Source organism: Lentzea sp. NBRC 105346, from assembly GCF_030269605.1.
In the GTDB taxonomy this organism is placed as follows: domain Bacteria; phylum Actinomycetota; class Actinomycetes; order Mycobacteriales; family Pseudonocardiaceae; genus Lentzea.
Window position 1 is genome coordinate 463,398 of the sequence record NZ_BSTQ01000003.1, and the last position, 16,959, is coordinate 480,356.

16 protein-coding genes are annotated in these 16,959 nt (G+C 70.7%); 5 read left to right on the forward strand and 11 right to left on the reverse strand.

Translation table 11 applies throughout. The features are described from left to right. Positions 1–298: 298 nt before the first annotated feature. Entirely contained in the window at positions 299–2,734 is a 2,436-nt protein-coding gene (locus QSK35_RS09620) for a transglutaminase TgpA family protein (RefSeq protein ID WP_285744352.1), read from the forward strand. 51 nt (positions 2,735–2,785) lie between these two features. On the opposite strand, the gene QSK35_RS09625 is transcribed toward QSK35_RS09620, so the two are convergent. The 6 genes from QSK35_RS09625 to QSK35_RS09650 all read right to left on the reverse strand — a co-directional run bounded on the left by QSK35_RS09625 (position 2,786) and on the right by QSK35_RS09650 (position 8,573). Further along, a complete protein-coding gene (locus tag QSK35_RS09625) occupies positions 2,786–3,178 on the reverse strand; it encodes an SCO2097 family morphological protein (RefSeq protein ID WP_285744354.1) in 393 nt (130 codons plus the stop codon). A gap of 1,148 nt (positions 3,179–4,326) precedes the next feature. Further along, positions 4,327–4,920 carry a hypothetical protein gene (locus QSK35_RS09630; protein ID WP_285744356.1) on the reverse strand — a complete coding sequence of 198 codons (594 nt, stop codon included), beginning with the start codon at positions 4,918–4,920 and terminating at the stop codon, positions 4,327–4,329. Between the two features lie 172 nt (positions 4,921–5,092). Beyond that, complete coding sequence (locus QSK35_RS09635) at positions 5,093–5,386, reverse strand: hypothetical protein (RefSeq protein ID WP_285744357.1); 294 nt, start codon at positions 5,384–5,386, stop codon at positions 5,093–5,095. Between the two features lie 72 nt (positions 5,387–5,458). After that, positions 5,459–6,106 carry a Crp/Fnr family transcriptional regulator gene (locus QSK35_RS09640; protein ID WP_285744359.1) on the reverse strand — a complete coding sequence of 216 codons (648 nt, stop codon included), beginning with the start codon at positions 6,104–6,106 and terminating at the stop codon, positions 5,459–5,461. Positions 6,107–6,160: 54 nt separating this feature from the next. Further along, positions 6,161–7,435 carry a DNA polymerase IV gene (locus QSK35_RS09645; protein ID WP_285744493.1) on the reverse strand — a complete coding sequence of 425 codons (1,275 nt, stop codon included), beginning with the start codon at positions 7,433–7,435 and terminating at the stop codon, positions 6,161–6,163. A gap of 37 nt (positions 7,436–7,472) precedes the next feature. Next, positions 7,473–8,573, reverse strand: coding sequence for an amidohydrolase family protein (locus QSK35_RS09650; RefSeq protein WP_285744361.1), 1,101 nt, complete (start codon positions 8,571–8,573; stop codon positions 7,473–7,475). A gap of 12 nt (positions 8,574–8,585) precedes the next feature. On the opposite strand from QSK35_RS09650, the gene QSK35_RS09655 reads away from it, so the two are divergent. Continuing rightward, positions 8,586–9,905: a type I glutamate--ammonia ligase gene (locus tag QSK35_RS09655; protein ID WP_285744363.1), complete on the forward strand. Its 1,320-nt coding sequence runs from the start codon at positions 8,586–8,588 to the stop codon at positions 9,903–9,905. Here QSK35_RS09655 and QSK35_RS09660 read toward each other — a convergent pair. From QSK35_RS09660 to QSK35_RS09680, 5 genes are all read right to left on the reverse strand, one after another. Next, on the reverse strand, positions 9,902–10,594 hold the full coding sequence (locus QSK35_RS09660; RefSeq protein ID WP_502881637.1) for a sigma-70 family RNA polymerase sigma factor: 693 nt from the start codon (positions 10,592–10,594) through the stop codon (positions 9,902–9,904). The genes QSK35_RS09655 and QSK35_RS09660 overlap by 4 nt on opposite strands. Before the next feature lie 451 nt (positions 10,595–11,045). Next, positions 11,046–11,621, reverse strand: coding sequence for a sigma-70 family RNA polymerase sigma factor (locus tag QSK35_RS09665; RefSeq protein WP_285744364.1), 576 nt, complete (start codon positions 11,619–11,621; stop codon positions 11,046–11,048). 97 nt (positions 11,622–11,718) lie between these two features. After that, positions 11,719–12,435, reverse strand: a complete 717-nt coding sequence (locus QSK35_RS09670) for a class I SAM-dependent methyltransferase (RefSeq protein ID WP_285744366.1) — start codon at positions 12,433–12,435, stop codon at positions 11,719–11,721. Next, positions 12,432–13,064 (reverse strand): hypothetical protein, encoded by a 633-nt coding sequence (locus QSK35_RS09675; RefSeq protein ID WP_285744368.1) that lies wholly within the window; start codon positions 13,062–13,064, stop codon positions 12,432–12,434. Before QSK35_RS09675 ends, QSK35_RS09670 begins: the two co-directional genes overlap by 4 nt. A 223-nt stretch (positions 13,065–13,287) precedes the next feature. Further along, positions 13,288–14,007, reverse strand: coding sequence for a class I SAM-dependent methyltransferase (locus QSK35_RS09680; protein ID WP_285744370.1), 720 nt, complete (start codon positions 14,005–14,007; stop codon positions 13,288–13,290). A 34-nt stretch (positions 14,008–14,041) separates the two neighbouring features. On the opposite strand from QSK35_RS09680, the gene QSK35_RS09685 reads away from it, so the two are divergent. The 3 genes from QSK35_RS09685 to QSK35_RS09695 are packed head-to-tail and all read left to right on the forward strand — an operon-like array spanning position 14,042 to position 16,957. Continuing rightward, a complete protein-coding gene (locus tag QSK35_RS09685) occupies positions 14,042–14,890 on the forward strand; it encodes a ParA family protein (protein WP_285744372.1) in 849 nt (282 codons plus the stop codon). After that, positions 14,877–15,650, forward strand: coding sequence for an Fpg/Nei family DNA glycosylase (locus tag QSK35_RS09690; protein ID WP_285744374.1), 774 nt, complete (start codon positions 14,877–14,879; stop codon positions 15,648–15,650). The genes QSK35_RS09685 and QSK35_RS09690 overlap by 14 nt, the downstream gene beginning before the upstream one ends. Beyond that, a complete protein-coding gene (locus tag QSK35_RS09695; RefSeq protein ID WP_285744375.1) occupies positions 15,647–16,957 on the forward strand; it encodes a cytochrome P450 family protein in 1,311 nt (436 codons plus the stop codon). Before QSK35_RS09690 ends, QSK35_RS09695 begins: the two co-directional genes overlap by 4 nt. Positions 16,958–16,959 lie beyond the last annotated feature (2 nt).

Below are 16,959 nucleotides of genomic sequence, written 5' to 3' on the forward strand. Positions count from 1 at the left end.
GCTCGCTTCAGCGTTGTCAGGGCCAGCTTCGGCCGGTGAACGGCCCGCTGGCGTCTGCGCTCGCCCGAAATTGTCGGTACCGACTGGCAGACTTAAAGAAGGGGGTCCCCCTCGGCGGGGGACGCCCGCGCAAGCGTTGGCACACCCTTCCCGAACTCCGTGCCGTGAACGGCCCGTTGACACCTCGCGGCCCACGGAAATGTCGGTGCCGAATGGCAAAATGAAAATCGGGGGTCCCCCGGCGCGGGGGATGCCTGCGCGAGCGCGCTGGTCCGTGGGCGCGCTGGGGGTGAGCTGAATGTCTGCGCGGCCCGGTATCGAGTGGTCGGCGTCGGCGACGCCGTGGATCGCGGCGCTGGCGGTGCTGTGCTCGTCGACTGCCCTCTCCGGCGTGATCGAAGGCGGCCTGTGGCTGGTGCACATCGCCGTCGCGATCGCGGTGGTGACGGGCACCGGCGCGCTGCTGCGGTCGACCCGGCTGCCCGCGCCCGTCGTGTCGCTGATGCAGGTCATGGCGTTGCTGTGCCTGCTCGTCACGATCTTCACCCGCACCGGCATCCTCGCCGTGCTGCCCGGTCCCGAGTCACTCTCCGACCTCGGCACGGTGCTCAGCGACTCGGTCGGCCAGGTGCAGACCGGCGTCCCGCCCGTCCAGGCGACGCCCGCGATCCGCTGCCTGGTGATGCTGGCGATCGGCCTGGTGACAGTTCTCGTCGACACGCTGGCGGTCGCCGCCGCCGCGCCCGCGGCGTCCGGCCTGGTGCTGCTGTGCGTGTTCGCGGTGCCGGCCTCGCTGGCCGAGGAGATGCTGCCGTTCTGGACGTTCGTGTTCGGCGCGGCCGCGTTCGCGTTGCTGCTCGCCGTCGACGGGCAGCATCGGCACGAGGCGTGGCGCGGCCGGCTGGGCAGTGGGGCTTCGAGCGGATCCGGGTCGTCGGCGACGGCCGTCGCGAGCATCGCGATGGTGATCGCGTTGATCGTCGGTGCGGGGTTCACGCTCGTCGGCACCGTCGGGCGGCTGCCGGGGTCCGGCAACGGGGTCGGCGGCAGCGGCAACAGCGGGCTGGGCATCAACGCGATGACGAGCCTGCGCGGCATGTTGAACCAGGGCAAGACGCGCGACCTGTTCCGCGTGCGCGGGTTGCCCGAGGCGACGTACATGCGTGCGACGACGCTCGACAAGTACGTGGCCAACAAGGGCTGGGAGCGCGGCGGCGACCCGTCCGGCACACCCGCGCAGGGTGAGCTGGCGCGCCCGCCCGGTGATCGCGGTGAGGGCAAGACGTCCCGCGTCGAGGTGGATCCCGTCGGCTGGCGCGACTTCTGGCTGCCGATCTACGGCTCGCCGCGACGCCTCGACACTCCGGACGATCAGTACCTCTACGACCCCGGCCGCGGCATCGTGTTCGCCCAGAACCAGCGCAAGCCCGAGCCGTACCAGCTCGAGACCGTGCTCGACACCCCGACGGCCGACCAGCTGCGGCGTGCGTCCGGTGACGTGCCGGTCGACCAGTCGTACTTCGTCGTCGACGGGGTCGAGGACCGGGTCGCGCAGCTCGCCCGCGCGCTGACCAAGGACGCCACGAACCAGTTCGACCGCGCGGTGAAGTTGTACGAGTACTTCACCGGCCCGACCAGCGACTTCAAGTACAAGCTGGAGACCAAGGGCGACCTGACGTCCGACGCGCTGTCGGACTTCCTGTTCAACGGCAAGGTCGGCTACTGCGAGCAGTACGCGTCAGCGATGGCCGTGCTGGCCCGCCAGGTCGGCATGCCCGCGCGCGTCGCGCTCGGGTTCACCGCGGGCTACGTCGACGGCGACCAGCGCGTGATCACCAGCGAGGACGCCCACGCGTGGGTCGAGATCTTCTTCGCGGGCTACGGCTGGGTCACCTTCGACCCCACGCCGATCGACGACGGCCGCGGCGTCACCCCGCCGTACCTGCGCGAATCCGGCGCGCCCGACGAGAAGGACCCGACGGCCAACTCGTCGTCGACCACCACGACCACGACGACGGCCCCGACGTCGACCAGCGGCTCGGCCGTCCTCGGTCAGGGTCAGCAGGACCAGACGGACCCGGTCCACAAGACCCCGCCCTGGCACTACGTCGCGCTGTCGGTCGCACTGGGTCTCGCCGTGCTGCTGACCGCGCTGATGATGCTGGCCCTGTTCGGAGTGCTCGGTGCCGGACTGGCGGGCATCCCTTGGGCCCGCAAGTTGATCCTGCCGATCGTCATCGGCCTGTGGGCGTTGGCCGCGGCATTGACCGCCGCGCTGGTCTCGTGGTGGCTCGCGATCCTGCTCGTGCTGGTCGGCGCGCTGCTGGCACCGATGACCGTCCGCGGCGTGCGGCGCCACAACCACCTGCACACGATCGCGGCCCTGGGCGCCGGCGCCGCCACCGCCGCGTGGCAGGAGCTGCTGGCCGAGTCGATCGACCGCGGGGTGCGGATCCCGTCGTCCGAAACGATCCGCACGGCGTCCCGCCGCCTGGCGCGCGAGCACAACCTCGACGAGGACGGCCGCAACGGCCTGCGCACCGTGATCGGCGCCATCGAACGCTCCTGGTACAGCGCGCACCCAGGGACCGACCCGAACCTGCCCGGCGCGGTCGCGGCGGTCCGGGCGAGCATGGCCCGCAACGCGAAGCTGTCGCTGCGCGCCCACCTGTTCCCGCGCTCGGTGCTGCACCCGGCGCCGCGCCCGGTGATCGACGAACCGGTTCCGGTCTAAACGCCGCTGGGCCCGTCCCCTGATCGGGACGGGCCCAGCTGTTTCGCGGCTTTACTCCTCGTCGAAACGACGGCGGAAGCGCTCCTCCATACGTTCGGAGAACGAGCTGCGGCTGCGGGACGGCCGGCCGTCCTCCGCTGTCTCCTCAGCAACCTGGTCGCCGCGACGAAGCGTCGTCAGGGTGACCAGCACGCCGAAGAACATCAGCAGGAATCCAACGACGCTCACCACGGGAATGCCCACGATGGCGAGCTTCGGCAACATCACACCAGTGACGAGCAGCGCCACACCAAGCACGAACAACGCGATGCCCTGGATGCGGCGACGCCGGGACGGCCTCCGCAACTTGGCGCCACGCACGGTGGATGCGAACTTCGGGTCTTCGGCGTAGAGCGCGCGCTCGATCTGGTCGAGCAGTCGCTGCTCGTGCTCGGAGAGTGGCATGGCTCCTCCTCCGGCACAGCGGTCGCGGGCGCCGGGTGTTCACGGTTGCCGCCGATCCCGGCGGACGGCCCACCCTGGGGACGTCACCATCCAGGATACGATCCACGCGGCCTGGCGACTACCCAGTCAGCCTTCTCATACGGTCGGTTCTGTCACCATCATCCTCCTGGGGCAGTGGTGAGGCCTCCGTGAGGCTGTCTTGCGCCGGTGCTCACGGCGTGTTTCCGCCGCTGTCTCACGTGGGCGCGGGCTGATCTTTCGGTCGGTCACGGACCGTAGAGGACGATTCCACTCCACGCGGCCAGACCGCGCCAGGTGGGGCGTGGGTGATGGGGCCGGTGGCGGGTTCGGCGCGCGCGGATGTCAGGTGGGGTACGCCAAGGCGGGCAGATCGGAGAAGCCCGGCGGGGTGCGGGAGCCGGACCGGGAGCCAAGGGCCGCGCGCGGAAGTCAGGCAGAGGGAACGCGAGCGGAGCGCGGAAGCCGGACGGGGCGGGGCGCGAGCGCAGGCACCGCGCGGAAGCCACACCGAGTTCACGAACGCAGGCTGAGCGTGGAAGTCCGACGGGTGCGGGCAAGCCAGGCGGGCCGCGGACGCCGCCTTCGCGCGCGCGAAGGCGGAAGGGCGAAACCGGGTGTGCCACGAAGCTGGGCGCGCGCGGGCGGAGCCGGGAGAAGCGGGGCGGGAGGGTGCGCCAAGCCTGCAGGACGGAGAAGCCGGCGGGGCATGGGAAGGCCGGCGGGGCAAAGCGAAACGCAGGCGGAACCGGGAAGCAGCGTGGGCCGCGGAAGCCGGTGCGCGCGAGGCGAAGGCGGAAGTGGCGGGAGAAGGCGAGCGGGGCAGGAGAGGGCGAGCGGGGCAGGAGAGGGCGAGGGGCGGGCGGGGGCGCGTAAAGCGCACAGGGCGAAGAAGCCCGGCCGGACGGAAGCAGGGCGGGACGCGCGACCACTGAACGGCGAAGGCAAAGCGGTGCGCCAGGTGTTGAGCGGTGGGCCGAGTGCGCAACACGCCGGGGCTGAATGGGGAACACGCGAGACGTCGAGGGGTCGAGCGAAGGCCGGGCCGCGTGCGGCGGCGGGCGGGGTGCTAACACCGAATGGCTGGGAGCTCATTGGCGGGCGGCGGGTGCGCGGGGCGGTGGGTGGGGTCATTGGGACATCGCTGGCTGGTGCAGTCCGGACAGGACTTGGCGGGGCACGGTTGTGCCGCGCTTCGGCGCCGCGTCCAGCTCCGCGTGCAGGGTGAGTGGGTCCACGAAGGAGGAGACCTCGCTCAGCACCGCGCGGATGTCTGCCATGGATCGCATGTGGCGCACGGTGTCGACGGCCGCGCGCGCCAGCGGAGCGGTGATGGCTCCGTCGCGCATCACGGGAGCCGGTAGGCGGCTCGTTCGCTCGACGTGCACGGCGGCGCAGCCGGCGGTACTCCGCAATGGCGCGAGGATGTGGACCGGGCCGGTGGCCGGTGAGGCGCGCATGCCGTGCAGCTGCAGGGCGTCGACGCCGGTGACAATCGCGCCACGGCCCGCGTAGCGCAGGGCCGCGTGAATCCGCTGGCGTCTGGTGGGCGGAGCCTTGCCCAGCAACACGATTCCGGGCATCAGGTGCTGCCACCCGCCCCCGGGATCACAGCGGCGAGCGATCAGGGAGCTCGTCAGTCCGATGTGGATGAGATCGGAGATCAGGGCGATGCGGTAGGCGAACAGGTCTGCGAGGGCTTCCAGGTCGATGGGGTGGCGCATGGGTTCAGCTTGCCGCGAGGGGAAGGGCCACAAGCCGGAGAACCGCGAAGCTGTGGATAACCGGGGGGCTGTGGATAAGTCGCCCCCAAAACCACCACGAGAGCGCGGGAATGTCGGTGGGGTGTGGTATGCGGCGTGGTCACGACCCCTCGACCCGACCACGCCGCATACCTCACAGGCGGACCAGGGCGGACGTGTAGCCGACGGAGTCGGGCTCGTCCTCGGTCAGAGCGAGCGCACGCAGTTCCCGGCCGCGGGCGCGGACGTTCTGCCAGGACTCGTAGACGTACATCAGGCCGGCGGACAGCCCGATGGCGGCGGCGACGGCGAGCACGCCGGAGGCGTTGATCAGGACGACGGTGGCGACCACCGCCCACAGCACGACGACGGTGAACAGGACCGTGGCCACGACCTGCTCGGTGTACTTGCGGCGGGCACGGAGGATCTCTTCGCGCGACAGCGACATGGCGACTCCTCTGGGACGAGAACCTAAACAGGAGTCAAGCCAAGAAGCGGAAATACATCTGCGTCAGATGACTCAGAGCAGGCGCAGTTCGTCCTCGCGCAGGATCGTGATGTGGTTGCGCCGCGTCTCGATGATTCCGCGCTCGCGCAGCACCTTCAAGACCCGGACCAGGGTCTCCCGCGAAATTCCCGCGATGCCGGCCAGCTCGCGCTGCGTCAACGGCACGGAGGCGATCAGGTCGTGGGACGCACCGAGAACGTCGCGGTGCGCCACGTCCAGCAACACAGCGGCGACACGGTGCAGCGCCGGACCGGAGCGGAGTTCCTGCTGGTTGCCCGCGGCACGGCTGCGCGACACCACGATCTGCAGCATCGCCCACGCGATCCGGGGGCGGGTCTGGCCCAGCGCCGCCAGCCGCGCACCGGAGATCAGCAAACCGGAAACGTTGTCGAGCGCGGTCAGCGTGGCGCTGCGCGGACGGCCGTCCACGGCGGCCATCTCACCGAGGATCTCCCCTGCCCCGCGCACGGCCCACACGGTCTCCTCGCCGGCCGCGGACACCGTGCTGACCCGCACCAGACCGCTGAACACCACCATGATGCTCTGCGTCGGGTCGCCCTGGTGACAGATCACCGCACCCGGCGCGAACTCGACCATCACGCCCGCGCGGAGCATGGCGGCCCGGTCCGCGGCCCCGATGAGCCCCCAGAACGTGTCCATGGCCCCAGCGTGCCCGCAGCGAGTACGACACCGCACTGCGCCAAAAAGGCGAGATCACTCGGGCTTGGGCTCGAACTCCCCGGACCGGTCGGGGGCCGCGGCCAGCAGCGACGCGGGCCGCACCGCCAGCGAACCGAAACGCGAGCGCGCCTGGTCCGCGGCCTGCTCGGCCTCCCGCCAGCCGCGCTCCGGCGCGTCCAGCAGCAGTTGTTCCGAGCCCTCCGCGCCGACCAACTGCTCGACCCGCACCCCGATCAACCGCACGGCACCCGGCGGCACCTGCGTGTCCAGCAGCTCCGCCGCGGTCCGGTACACCTCCTGCGTCACGTCGGTCGGCACGCGCAACGTCCGCGATCGCGTGATCGTCGTGAAGTCCGAGAACCGCACCTTGATCGACACGGTTCGGCCGCGCAAACCCTTGGCGCGCAACGAGGACGCCGACCGCTCGGCCAGCCGGAGCAGCTCACGCCGCAACAACGAACGGTCGTAGTGGTCGACCTCGAACGTCTCCTCGGCGCCGATCGACTTCTCCCGGTGCTCGGGCACCACCTTGCGGTCGTCGTGCCCCTGCGCCAACGAGAAAAGGTGCTCGGCCAGCGCCACACCGATCATCCGCCGCAGCCTCGGCAACGGGGTGGCCGCCACGTCCGCGACGGTCTCCAGACCCGCATGCGCAAGCCGTTCCGCCGTCTTCGCCCCGACGCCCCACAACGCCGACACCGGCAACGGGTGCAGGAAGTCGAGCACCGCGTCGCGCGGCACCACCATCATCCCGTCCGGCTTGCACATCCCGGACGCCAGCTTCGCCAGGAACTTCGTCGGCCCCACGCCCACCGAGCACGTGACGCCCTGCAACTCGAACACCCGCTGCCGGATCAGCTGACCCACCCCGCCGGACGTGAGCCCCAGCCGCCGCAACGCTCCCCCGACGTCCAGGAACGCCTCGTCCAGCGACAGCGGCTCGACCAGCGGCGTGACGTCACGAAAGATCGCCATGACCGCACGCGACACCTCGGTGTACAGCGGGAACTGCGGCGGCAGGTACACCGCGTGCGGCGCCAGCCTGCGCGCGTGCGCCGTCGGCATCGCGGACCGCACGCCGTACTCGCGGGCGAGGTAGTTCGCCGAGCAGACCACCCCGCGGCCGCCGACCCCGCCCACGACGACCGGAACGGACTCAAGCTCGGGGCGTTCGCGGATCTCGACCGACGCGTAGAAGGCGTCCATGTCGACGTGCAGCATCGGGCAACCGGTGTCGTCGGGCCACGACCCGTCGCGCGCCAGGAAACGGTCGCGCAGCCCGCGCGGCAGGTTCGCGCTGCGCCCCACGACCACCCCCGAAAGCTAGAACACCCGTTCGAACATCCTACAGGCCGTAGACGCGCCGGGCGTTCTCCGACGCGATCAGCCGCGCGATGCGCACGGCGTCGCGCTCGGTGAACGCGTCGTGCTTGAGCCCGAACGAGAGGAAGTCCGACAGCGCGTGCCGGAACAACAACGCGCCCAGGTAGTACAGCTCCGCCAGCCCGAACGCGTCGGACGAGAAGAGGAACTTCCCGAACGGCACGATCTCCAGCGCCTCCTTGAACACGCGCGTCGCCTGGTGGCCCAGCGCGTGCGTCGCCAGCCCGAGATCGCAGTACACGTGCGGGAACACCTGCGCGAGATACCCCGCGTTGCGGTGGAACGGGTAGTTGTGCAGCAACATGATCGGCACGCCGCGCGACTCGGTGGCACGCAGGAAGTCGGTCAGCAGCAACGGATCGCAGCGGTGCAGGTCCGCGTCCGAGTCGCCGTACCCGACGTGGAACTGCACCGGCAGCCCGCGTTCGATCGCCTCCCACACCAGGAACCGCGTCAACACCTCCGAGGCGCACCGCGAGCCGGACCACTCGTGCACCGCGCGCGCAACGTCCTCATCGGACGGACGCTCACCGCGCAGGGCGAGCCCGATCCGGTACGCCGCAACGGACTTCGCCCCCACGGCCGAAGAGGCGTGCAACCGGGAACGCACTTCGTCCGCGAACTCCCGCGGCCCCGTACCGGCCGCCTTCACCGCCTCGGCCAGCGTCTCCAGCCGCACGATCTCGAACGCGTCCGCGCCGTCGGCCAGCGCGCGCAGCTCGTCGTGCGCGAGCAGCCGGTCCGGCTGGAAGCCGCCGTCGACGAGGTAGGTCTGGATCCCGGTCGCGGTCAGGAACGTCCGGGACACCTCGGTGATGTGCAGCGAGTTCCGCCGTTCGAGGTACGCCTCCGGCGTGGCGTGCCGGGGCAGGTCCAGCAGCGGCGCGCACCACTTGCGCACCGCGAGCCCGATGGACGAGTCGAACAGCGTCGTCCCGGGAGCGGCCGAGGAGGCCTCGGTGAGCAGCGACTCGAACTCGGCGCGGTCGCTGTCCGTCCGCAACACGCCATGGCAGTGGTGGTCGACCAGACCGAGTTCGGCGACGAACGGCAGGATGCCCATACCGTAAGCATCATGGACTCTGCGGAACGGGACCAGCTCTTCGATCGGGCGACGGAGCTGTTCGACGGTTTGAACGCCCGCGACGTCGCCGCGATCGCGCTCACGTGGGTGGACAACAGCGGGATCACCAGGGTGAAGTCGGTGCCGCTGCGCCGGTTCGCGCACGCGGCCGCCTGGGGTGTCGGCGCGTCACCGGTGTTCGACGTCTTCCTCTTCGACGACTGGATCATCACCGGGCGCCACGCGGGTGGACCGGTCGGCGACCTGCGCCTGCACCCCGACCTCGACCGGCTCACCGTGCTCGCCGGCCAGCCCGGCTGGGCGTGGGCGCCGGCGGACCGGCACGAGCAGGACGGCACGCCGTACGCGATGGACCAGCGCGGCGCCGCGAAACGGGCGGTCGCGCGGCTCGCGGAGCTCGGGTTCGCCGCCAAGGCGGGGTTCGAGATCGAGTGGGTCGTCGGCCGGCCGGGCACCGACGACTTCGTGCCCGCCTGCCAGGGCCCGGCCTACGGGCACACGCGGCAGGTCGAGCTGTCCGACTACTGCGCGGACCTGCTGCGCGCGCTGGACCAGCAGGACATCGCCGTGCTGCAGCTGCACCCCGAATACGCCGCGGGCCAGTTCGAACTGTCGACCGAGCCGGAGGACGCGGTCGGCGCCGCGGACACGGCCGTGCTCGTGAAGGAGACGATCCGGGCCGTCAGCGCGCGGCACGGGATGCGCGCGTCCTTCTCCCCCAAGGTCGTCGTCGGCGGCGTCGGCAACGGCGGGCACCTGCACGTCAGCTTGTGGCGCGGCGAGACCAACCTGTTCGTGGACATGGCGCCGGAGGCGTCGGCGTTCAGCGCCGGCGTGCTCGCGCACCTGCCGGGGTTGTGCGCGATCGGGTGCCCGTCGCTGGCGAGCTACCTGCGGCTCGTGCCGTCGCACTGGGCGGGCGCGTACTCGGCGTGGGGCACGGAGAACCGTGAGACCGGGCTGCGGATGATCGAGGGACCGGGCGCGAACCTCGAGGTGAAGTGCTTCGACCTCACGGCGAACCCCTATCTGGTGATCGCGGGCGTGCTCGGCGCCGGGATGGCCGGGCTCGCGGAGTCCCTGACACTGCCGGACCCTGTCACGGTCGATCCGGTGACGCTTGAAGGTGTGCCGCGGCTGCCGACCACGCTCGTGGACGCGGTCGAGGAGTTCGAGAAGGACGCCGTGCTGGTCGAGACGTTCGGGGCGGAGCTGGCGGCGACGATCGCGGACGTGCGGCGCGGCGAGATCGAGCGGTACAAGGACGCCAGCCCGCAGGGCATCGCCAACGTCACCCGCTGGCGCCACTAACCGGCCAGCTTGCGGCGCAACGTCGTGAGGGCGCGGTGCTGGGCCACCCGCACCGCGCCCGCCGTCGACCCGACCGCCTCGGCCGTCTCCTCCGCGGACAGCCCCACGACGACCCGCAGCACGAGAATCTCGCGTTGCTTGTCCGGCAACAGCTTCAGCAGCTTGCTCATCTCGGCGGACAACTCCCCCTGCAACGCCCGCTGCTCCGGCCCCGCCTCCGTGACCGGACTCTCCGGCAGCTCCCACATCGACTCGGTCCGGTTGCGTGCGGCTGCTCGGTGCGCATCGGCCACCTTGTGCGCCGCGATCCCGTACACGAACGCCAGGAACGGGCGGCCCTGCTCGCGATAGGACGGCAGCGCCGACAGCACGGCGAGGCACACCTCCTGGGCCACATCGTCGGCCGTCTGCACCGAGCGGCCGATGCGGGCGCGGCAGTAGCGGACGATCAACGGCCGGATGCTCGCCAGCAGCCGTTCCACGGCCCTGCGGTCGCCCTCCACCGCAGCCCGGACCTGCTCGGCCACCTGTTCCGGGCGAACCGGCCTGAGCGGCACGGGATCGCCGGGCGACGCGGCGCGTTGCACCAGGGCGTCGAGGTCGGGTCCCCGCGCCTCCCGCGCCAGCGCCGCGACGGTGTCGTCGCCCAGCGACGACTCGCCGAGCAGCGCTTCCGAATCGGCGTCCATGGACGACATCCAAGTGCTCCGGCGGTCAATTCGCGCGCTGTCGGGCGCGCGGAGGAATTTCGTGATCTCCGCGGGCCGCTCTTCTTCCGGCAACGCCCACACGCAGCACTCGGCGAAGTACTCCGCCGCGGTCGGCTCACCCTTCCAGGCGCCGAACCGCTCGTATGCGGCCCACACGACCTCGGCAGGAACCACAGACGTCTCACGGTCCTCCAGCGTCCGCGTGACGAGGGCAAGGCCGTAGCCGAGCAGCCGGGCGAGGTATCCCCGCTCACCGGCACGCAGACGCTGGACGACGACGGCGTCCGCGCGAAGCCGGTCGGCTGAGTCGTCCATGACCAATGGGTCCCCGTGTAGTAGCGGCCGTTACACCTACCGCCTACTTACCTATGTCGTTTGGGGCCAGTATCAAAACGTCGGAGACCGATCTAGTTTCGATAGCAAACATCTTTCACCCGATCGTGGCGTGCTGGGGGGCGAGTTCCTTGCGCAAACGGCCTAGTGCGCGGTGCTGAGCGACCCGGACTGCACCGGGCGTCGAGCCGATCATCTCGGCGGTCTCCTCGGCGGAGAGTCCCAGCACCACCCGGAGCACCAGGATTTCGCGCTGCTTCGCCGGCAACACACCCAGCAGCCGGCTCATCTCCTCGGCGCTCTCCAGGCGCAGGGCGCTCTGCTCCGGCCCCGGCTCGAGCTCCGGACCGTCCGGCACCTCGTCGACCGGCTCGGCCCGGTTGCGCGCGGCGGCGCGGTGCGAGTCGGCGACCTTGTGCGCCGCGATGCCGTAGACGAACGCGAGGAACGGCCGGCCCTGCTCGCGGTAGTTCGGCAACGAGGTCAGCACCGCCATGCAGACCTCCTGGGCGACGTCGTCCGCGGAGCTGTACGACCGCTCGAACCGACCTACCCGCGCGCGGCAGTACCGCACGATCAACGGCCTGATCAGCATCAAAAGCCGCTCGATCGACCGGCGATCACCCTGCACCGCCTGCGCGACCAGTGCGTCGGATAAATCGGTGTGCTCCATGCGCCGCTTCCCCTACGTCGGTGTGCTCGCTTGTGTGACGTGCGGCACCGGCGTTCTTATGCGGAAAGTAGGAAGTAGTTCCGAAAGCAAACGGGATTCACCCGTTAGTGGCAACGATCACCGGTTGGTAATAGGCGGTATCCGGCCACAGGCAGTAATCGAAACCCGCTCGTTCCACCAAAGAGGTGAGTTCTGCGCGTGTGATCGCCCAGTACGTCGCGCGGTGCACTTCGACCCGCCAGGAGTCCGATTCGTGCAGCTGGAAGAGCTCCAGGTCGTAGCGGTCACCGTGCCAGTGCCAGAGCTGGAAGGTCACCACGCGGCCGGGACCCACCTGAGGAGGCGTCGAGATCGGGCGGTCCCGCAGCAACGCGTCGTAATCACGCACGCTCAGAACGAGCCGCCCGCCGCGGCGCAGAACCCGGCGCATCTCCCCCAGCGCCTTCAGCACGTCTTCAGGATTCAGCAGGTGTGGCAACGCATTGTCGGCCGCCAGCACCACGTCGAACTCGCCGTCGCGGAACGGCAACGCGCGCATGTCCGCGGCGAACGCAGGTACCCGCACACCGCGGGCCGAGGCCTCACGGGTCGCCCGCGCGGCCGCCGCCGGGCTGAGGTCGCTGCCGACGACGTCGTATCCACGCGACGCGAGGCCGATCGACTGCGTGCCGATGCCGCACGCGCAGTCCAGCACCCGCCCCGCCGGGCCGATCAGCTCCGACAGGACGCCGGCCTGGTAGGCGATGCCGGCGTCCCAGTCGCCGAACATCAGGTGGTAACTGGCCGACAGATCGTCGTAGAACCGTCCGGTCACGCCCCCAGTGTCACCGCGACATCGCCTCCGGGCAGCCGCATCAGGTGCCGGTGGTCCCGCGTGAACGGCGGCTGGTCCTGGCACAACTGCATCGCGGCGCGCGCGCTGCGGGCCAACGTGAACGCGAGCGCGTCCCAGCCCTGGCAGTCGCCGCGACATCGCCCGGCGACGGCGAACGTCAGCGCCTGCGTCAGCGCGCAGTACAACCGATCCCCCGCCGGTCCGCGGTAGACCGGATGACCGGGATCCCAGCGCAGGGCCGTCGTGCGCCCCAGCGCGAAGTCGAACAGGGCGCTGGCGGCCATCAGGAGCTCCGAGGACGGTCGCATGTGGTCCATCACGTCCAGATAGGCGACCAGGACACCGCTGAGGAACACGGCCGCGTCGTCGTCACCGCGGACGCGCACGATGCCGAGCCGCTCGTCCGTCTCGTCCGTCTCGTCCATGAAGCCCATCACGGGACAGCGGCCGACGAGGCCGTCACCGGCGAGCGCGGCCCGCACCCACACGCGGTCCTGCGAGTGCAGCACCCGGTCGTCCAGACCGAGTCTCGTGAGCCGCCGGGCCGCACCGGTGATGTCCACGGGCAGCAGTTCCGGAGGCAGTAGCTTGAGCCGCGCGACCGACAAACGCCACGCTCCTTCGACGGAATGAGAACCGCCGCTCGGATCGCCCGTGTCACTCGGTTGGCGGTTTACGCGCCCTCAGTCCAGCAAGATCGACATGCCGGGGTCAACGACCCCGATGAGGCCGACAGTCAACGGACAGGCTGACCGACATGCACGCAACAGGATCGGCGGATGCCGTGGCAACAGGGGGTGAACGGAACGTGGTCCGCCGTTCCAATTGGCCCTAGCGGCGGGCGAGAACGTGCAGCCGAGCGGCCACATCCCGCAGCGGCGGCCGGGTCGCGGCGGCGAGCTCCAGTTCGACCAACGCCTCCGCGGCACCGGGGCTCGCGTCGAGCACCGCACCGGGCACGAGGTCCGCGACGACACCGTGGCCCTGCAGCAGCTCCACGGTCAGGCCGGCCTTCTCGACCAGCGCCTCCAGCCCGGCCACGTCGAAGCGGCGCAGCAGCGGGTCACGGGTGCCCGCGAGCTGGCCCGCGTCGTCGTCCAGCAACCGCCGGGCGTCGACGATCCGGCCCGCGATCGCGCGGTGCAGGATCGCGGCGAACCGGTTCGCGACCAACACGGACACCGCGCCACCTGCGGCAACGCTCGCGGCGAGCGCCCGCAGCGAGGTCTCGGCGTCGTCGACGACCTCGAGCAGGCCGTGCGCGAGCACTAGGTCGGCGGCCCCGGCGGGCACGAGGTCACTGAGCGCGTCGGTGTCGCCCTGGACGGCGTTGATGGTCACCCCGGCGTCGCGAGCGCGGCTGGCCAGCGTGGCCAGCGCGTTCGGGCTCGGGTCGATGACCGTGACGTCGCAGCCGGCCACGGCCAGGGGCACGGCCCACACGCCGCTGCCGCCGCCGACGTCCAGCACACGGGGTGCGTCACCACCCCGGCGGGCGCGTGCGGCGGCCAGCTCGGTGTCGAGCACCCTCTGTACGGCGTCCGGTCGCATGGCACTAAAGGGTAGGGGTCGTAGGCTGCACCCCGTGCATACGGTCTCCGTGCTCAGCCTCAAGGGTGGCGTAGGCAAGACGACGGTGGTGCTCGGCCTCGCGTCGGCCGCCCTCCGCCGGGGCGTCCGCACGCTCGTCATCGACCTCGATCCGCAGTGCAACGCCACGTCCACGCTAGAACCCGACGACACCGAGACGAGCATCTACGAAGTCCTCCAGGACCCGTCGCCGGAGAACCTGGAGAAGGCGATCCGGCCCAGCCAGTGGGGCGAGGGCGTCGACGTGCTCGCCGGCTCCGAGAGCGCCGAGCTGCTCAACCACCCCGATCCGGGTGAGTCCCGCCTCGGGAAGCTCCGCGAGGCGCTGCGCACGTTGCGCGAGATGTACGACGAGTTCCCGTACCAGCTCGTCCTGCTCGACTGCCCGCCGTCGCTGGGGCAGCTGACCAGGTCGGCGCTGGTCGCCGCGGACCGCGCGCTGCTGGTGACCGAGCCCACGATGTTCGCGGTCGCCGGCGTGCAGCGGGCGTTCGAGGCGGTGCAGAACGAGCGGGAGAACAACGCGGACCTGCAGCCGCTCGGCGTCGTGGTGAACCGCGTGCGGCCGCGGTCGCACGAGCACCAGTTCCGCATCGAGGAGCTGCGCGACATCTTCGGGCCGCTGGTGATGCCGGTGGCGCTGCCGGACCGGCTCGCGGTGCAGCAGGCGCAGGGCGCGTGCATGCCGATCCACGAGTGGGGCACGCCCGGCGCCCGCGAGGTCGCGCTCGCGTTCAACCTGCTGCTCGCGCGGATCCTGCGGGTCTCGCGCAGCCGCCGCCGCGCGGTCCACGCCGACTTCGACGACGAGGAGATCCAAGAGGCGGTGGATGCCCGAGGGTGACACGGTCTTCCTCGCGGCCAGGCACCTGAACGACGCCCTGGCCGGGAAGACTTTGCTGCGCGCCGACCTGCGCCACCCTCGGCTGTCCACTGTGGACCTCACTGGTCAGACCGTGCTCGGCGTGCGCTCGTTCGGCAAACGCATGTTCACCCGGCTGTCGTCCGAACTGAGCCTGCACAGCCACTTCCGCATGGACGGCGAGTGGCACCTCTACCGGCCGGGCGAGAAGTGGCGCCGGCCGGGACATCAGGCGCGCGTGGTGTTCGAGGTGGACGATCGCCAGGCCATCGGGTTCGCACTGCACGACCTGGAACTCCTGCCCACCGCCGAAGAAGACCGGCTGATCAGCCATCTCGGCCCCGACCTGCTGGCCGAGGAGTTCGACGAGGAGCTGGCACTTTCCCGGTTGACCGCGGATCCGTCGCGCGAGATCGGCCTGGCGTTGCTGGACCAACGTGTGATGGCCGGAGTCGGAAACCTTTACAAGACCGAGGTCTGCTTCCTGCTCGGCGCCTCGCCGTGGGCGCCGGTGTCCGCCGTGGACGCGCGCAAGGCCGTCGCGTTGTCGCGAAAACTGTTGATGGCCAACCGATGGCACCCCGCGCAGATCACCACGGGCGATCGCCGCCGGCCGCACTGGGTGTACGGGCGCGCCGGACGGCCGTGCCTGAAATGCGGCACACGGGTGAAGTCGGGCACCCAGGGACCGGACGAGCAGGCGCGGGTGGCGTATTTCTGCCCGAATTGCCAAAACGGGTGAACCGAGTCGCACTGGCGTTCGTGTCCTCGGACATGGCCCTGAATCTGGATGCGCTCCGCCCAGGCTTCACCGAGGACCCATACTCGACGCTCGCCGGACTGCGCGAGCGGGGACCCGTCCACCAGGTCGAGATCTTCGGCATGCCGATGTGGCTCGTGACCAGGTACCGGGACGTGAAGGCGGCGCTGGGCGACCCGCTGCTGTCGTCGCACGGGTCGAGCGCGTCCGAGGCGACCAAGGCGCTCCCGATGATCCAGGGCGGCTGGTTCAGCGAGGTGTCGCGGCACATGCTGATGAGCGACCCGCCCGACCACGGCAGGCTGCGCCGCGCGGTGAGCCGTGAGTTCACGCCGCGCCGCATCGCCGCGCTGCGACCACGCATCCAGGAGCTCGCCGACACGCTGCTCGACCTCGTGATCCCGGCGGGCAAGGCGGACCTGATCTCGTCGTTCGCCGCGCCGCTGCCGATCACCGTGATCATGGAGCTGCTCGGTGTGCCGGACGTGGACCAGGAGAACTTCCGGTACTGGGCCGACGTCGTGACCGGCGTGCACGAGGGTGATCACGAGCTGATCCCGCAGGTGCACGCCGAGGCGGCCGGCTACCTCCGCGACCTGGTCGCGCACAAGCGAACGTCCGAAGAGGACGACCTGATCGGAGCGCTCGCGCGCGTGGCCGGCCCGGACGCGCTGACCGACGACGAGCTCGTGTCGCTGGCGTTCCTGCTGCTCGTGGCCGGGTACACCACGACGATCGACCTGATCGGCAACGGCACGCTGGCGTTGCTGCGCAACCCCGAACAGCTGGAGCTGCTGCGCGAGGCGCCGTCCATGCTGCCGGGCGCGATCGAGGAGTTCCTGCGGTTCGACGGCCCCACCTCGCACGCCACCCTGCGGTTCGCCAAACCGGGCCTGAACATCGGCGGCGTGGAGATCCCGGCGGGCGACCTCGTGCTGCTCTCGCTCGCGTCCGCCGACCACGACCCGGAGCGCTTCCCGCGCGCCGAGGCGTTGAACATCGAGCGCGCGGACCGCCAGCACCTGGCGTTCGGGCACGGCATCCACTTCTGCATCGGGGCGCCGCTGGCCCGGCTGGAGGGCGAGATCGCGTTCCGGTCGCTGCTGGCGCGGCTGCCCGGTCTGGCGCTGGACACCTCCGAGCCGCTCGACTGGCGCGTGTCGATCAACATCCGGGGGCTGAAGAAGCTGCCCGTGACGTTCCGCCAGCCCGTGGTGCCCTCCGTGCCGCTGGACGAGCAGAAGACCGTTCAGGTGCCCAAGCCCAAGATCGGCGGCAGCAGGACATAAGC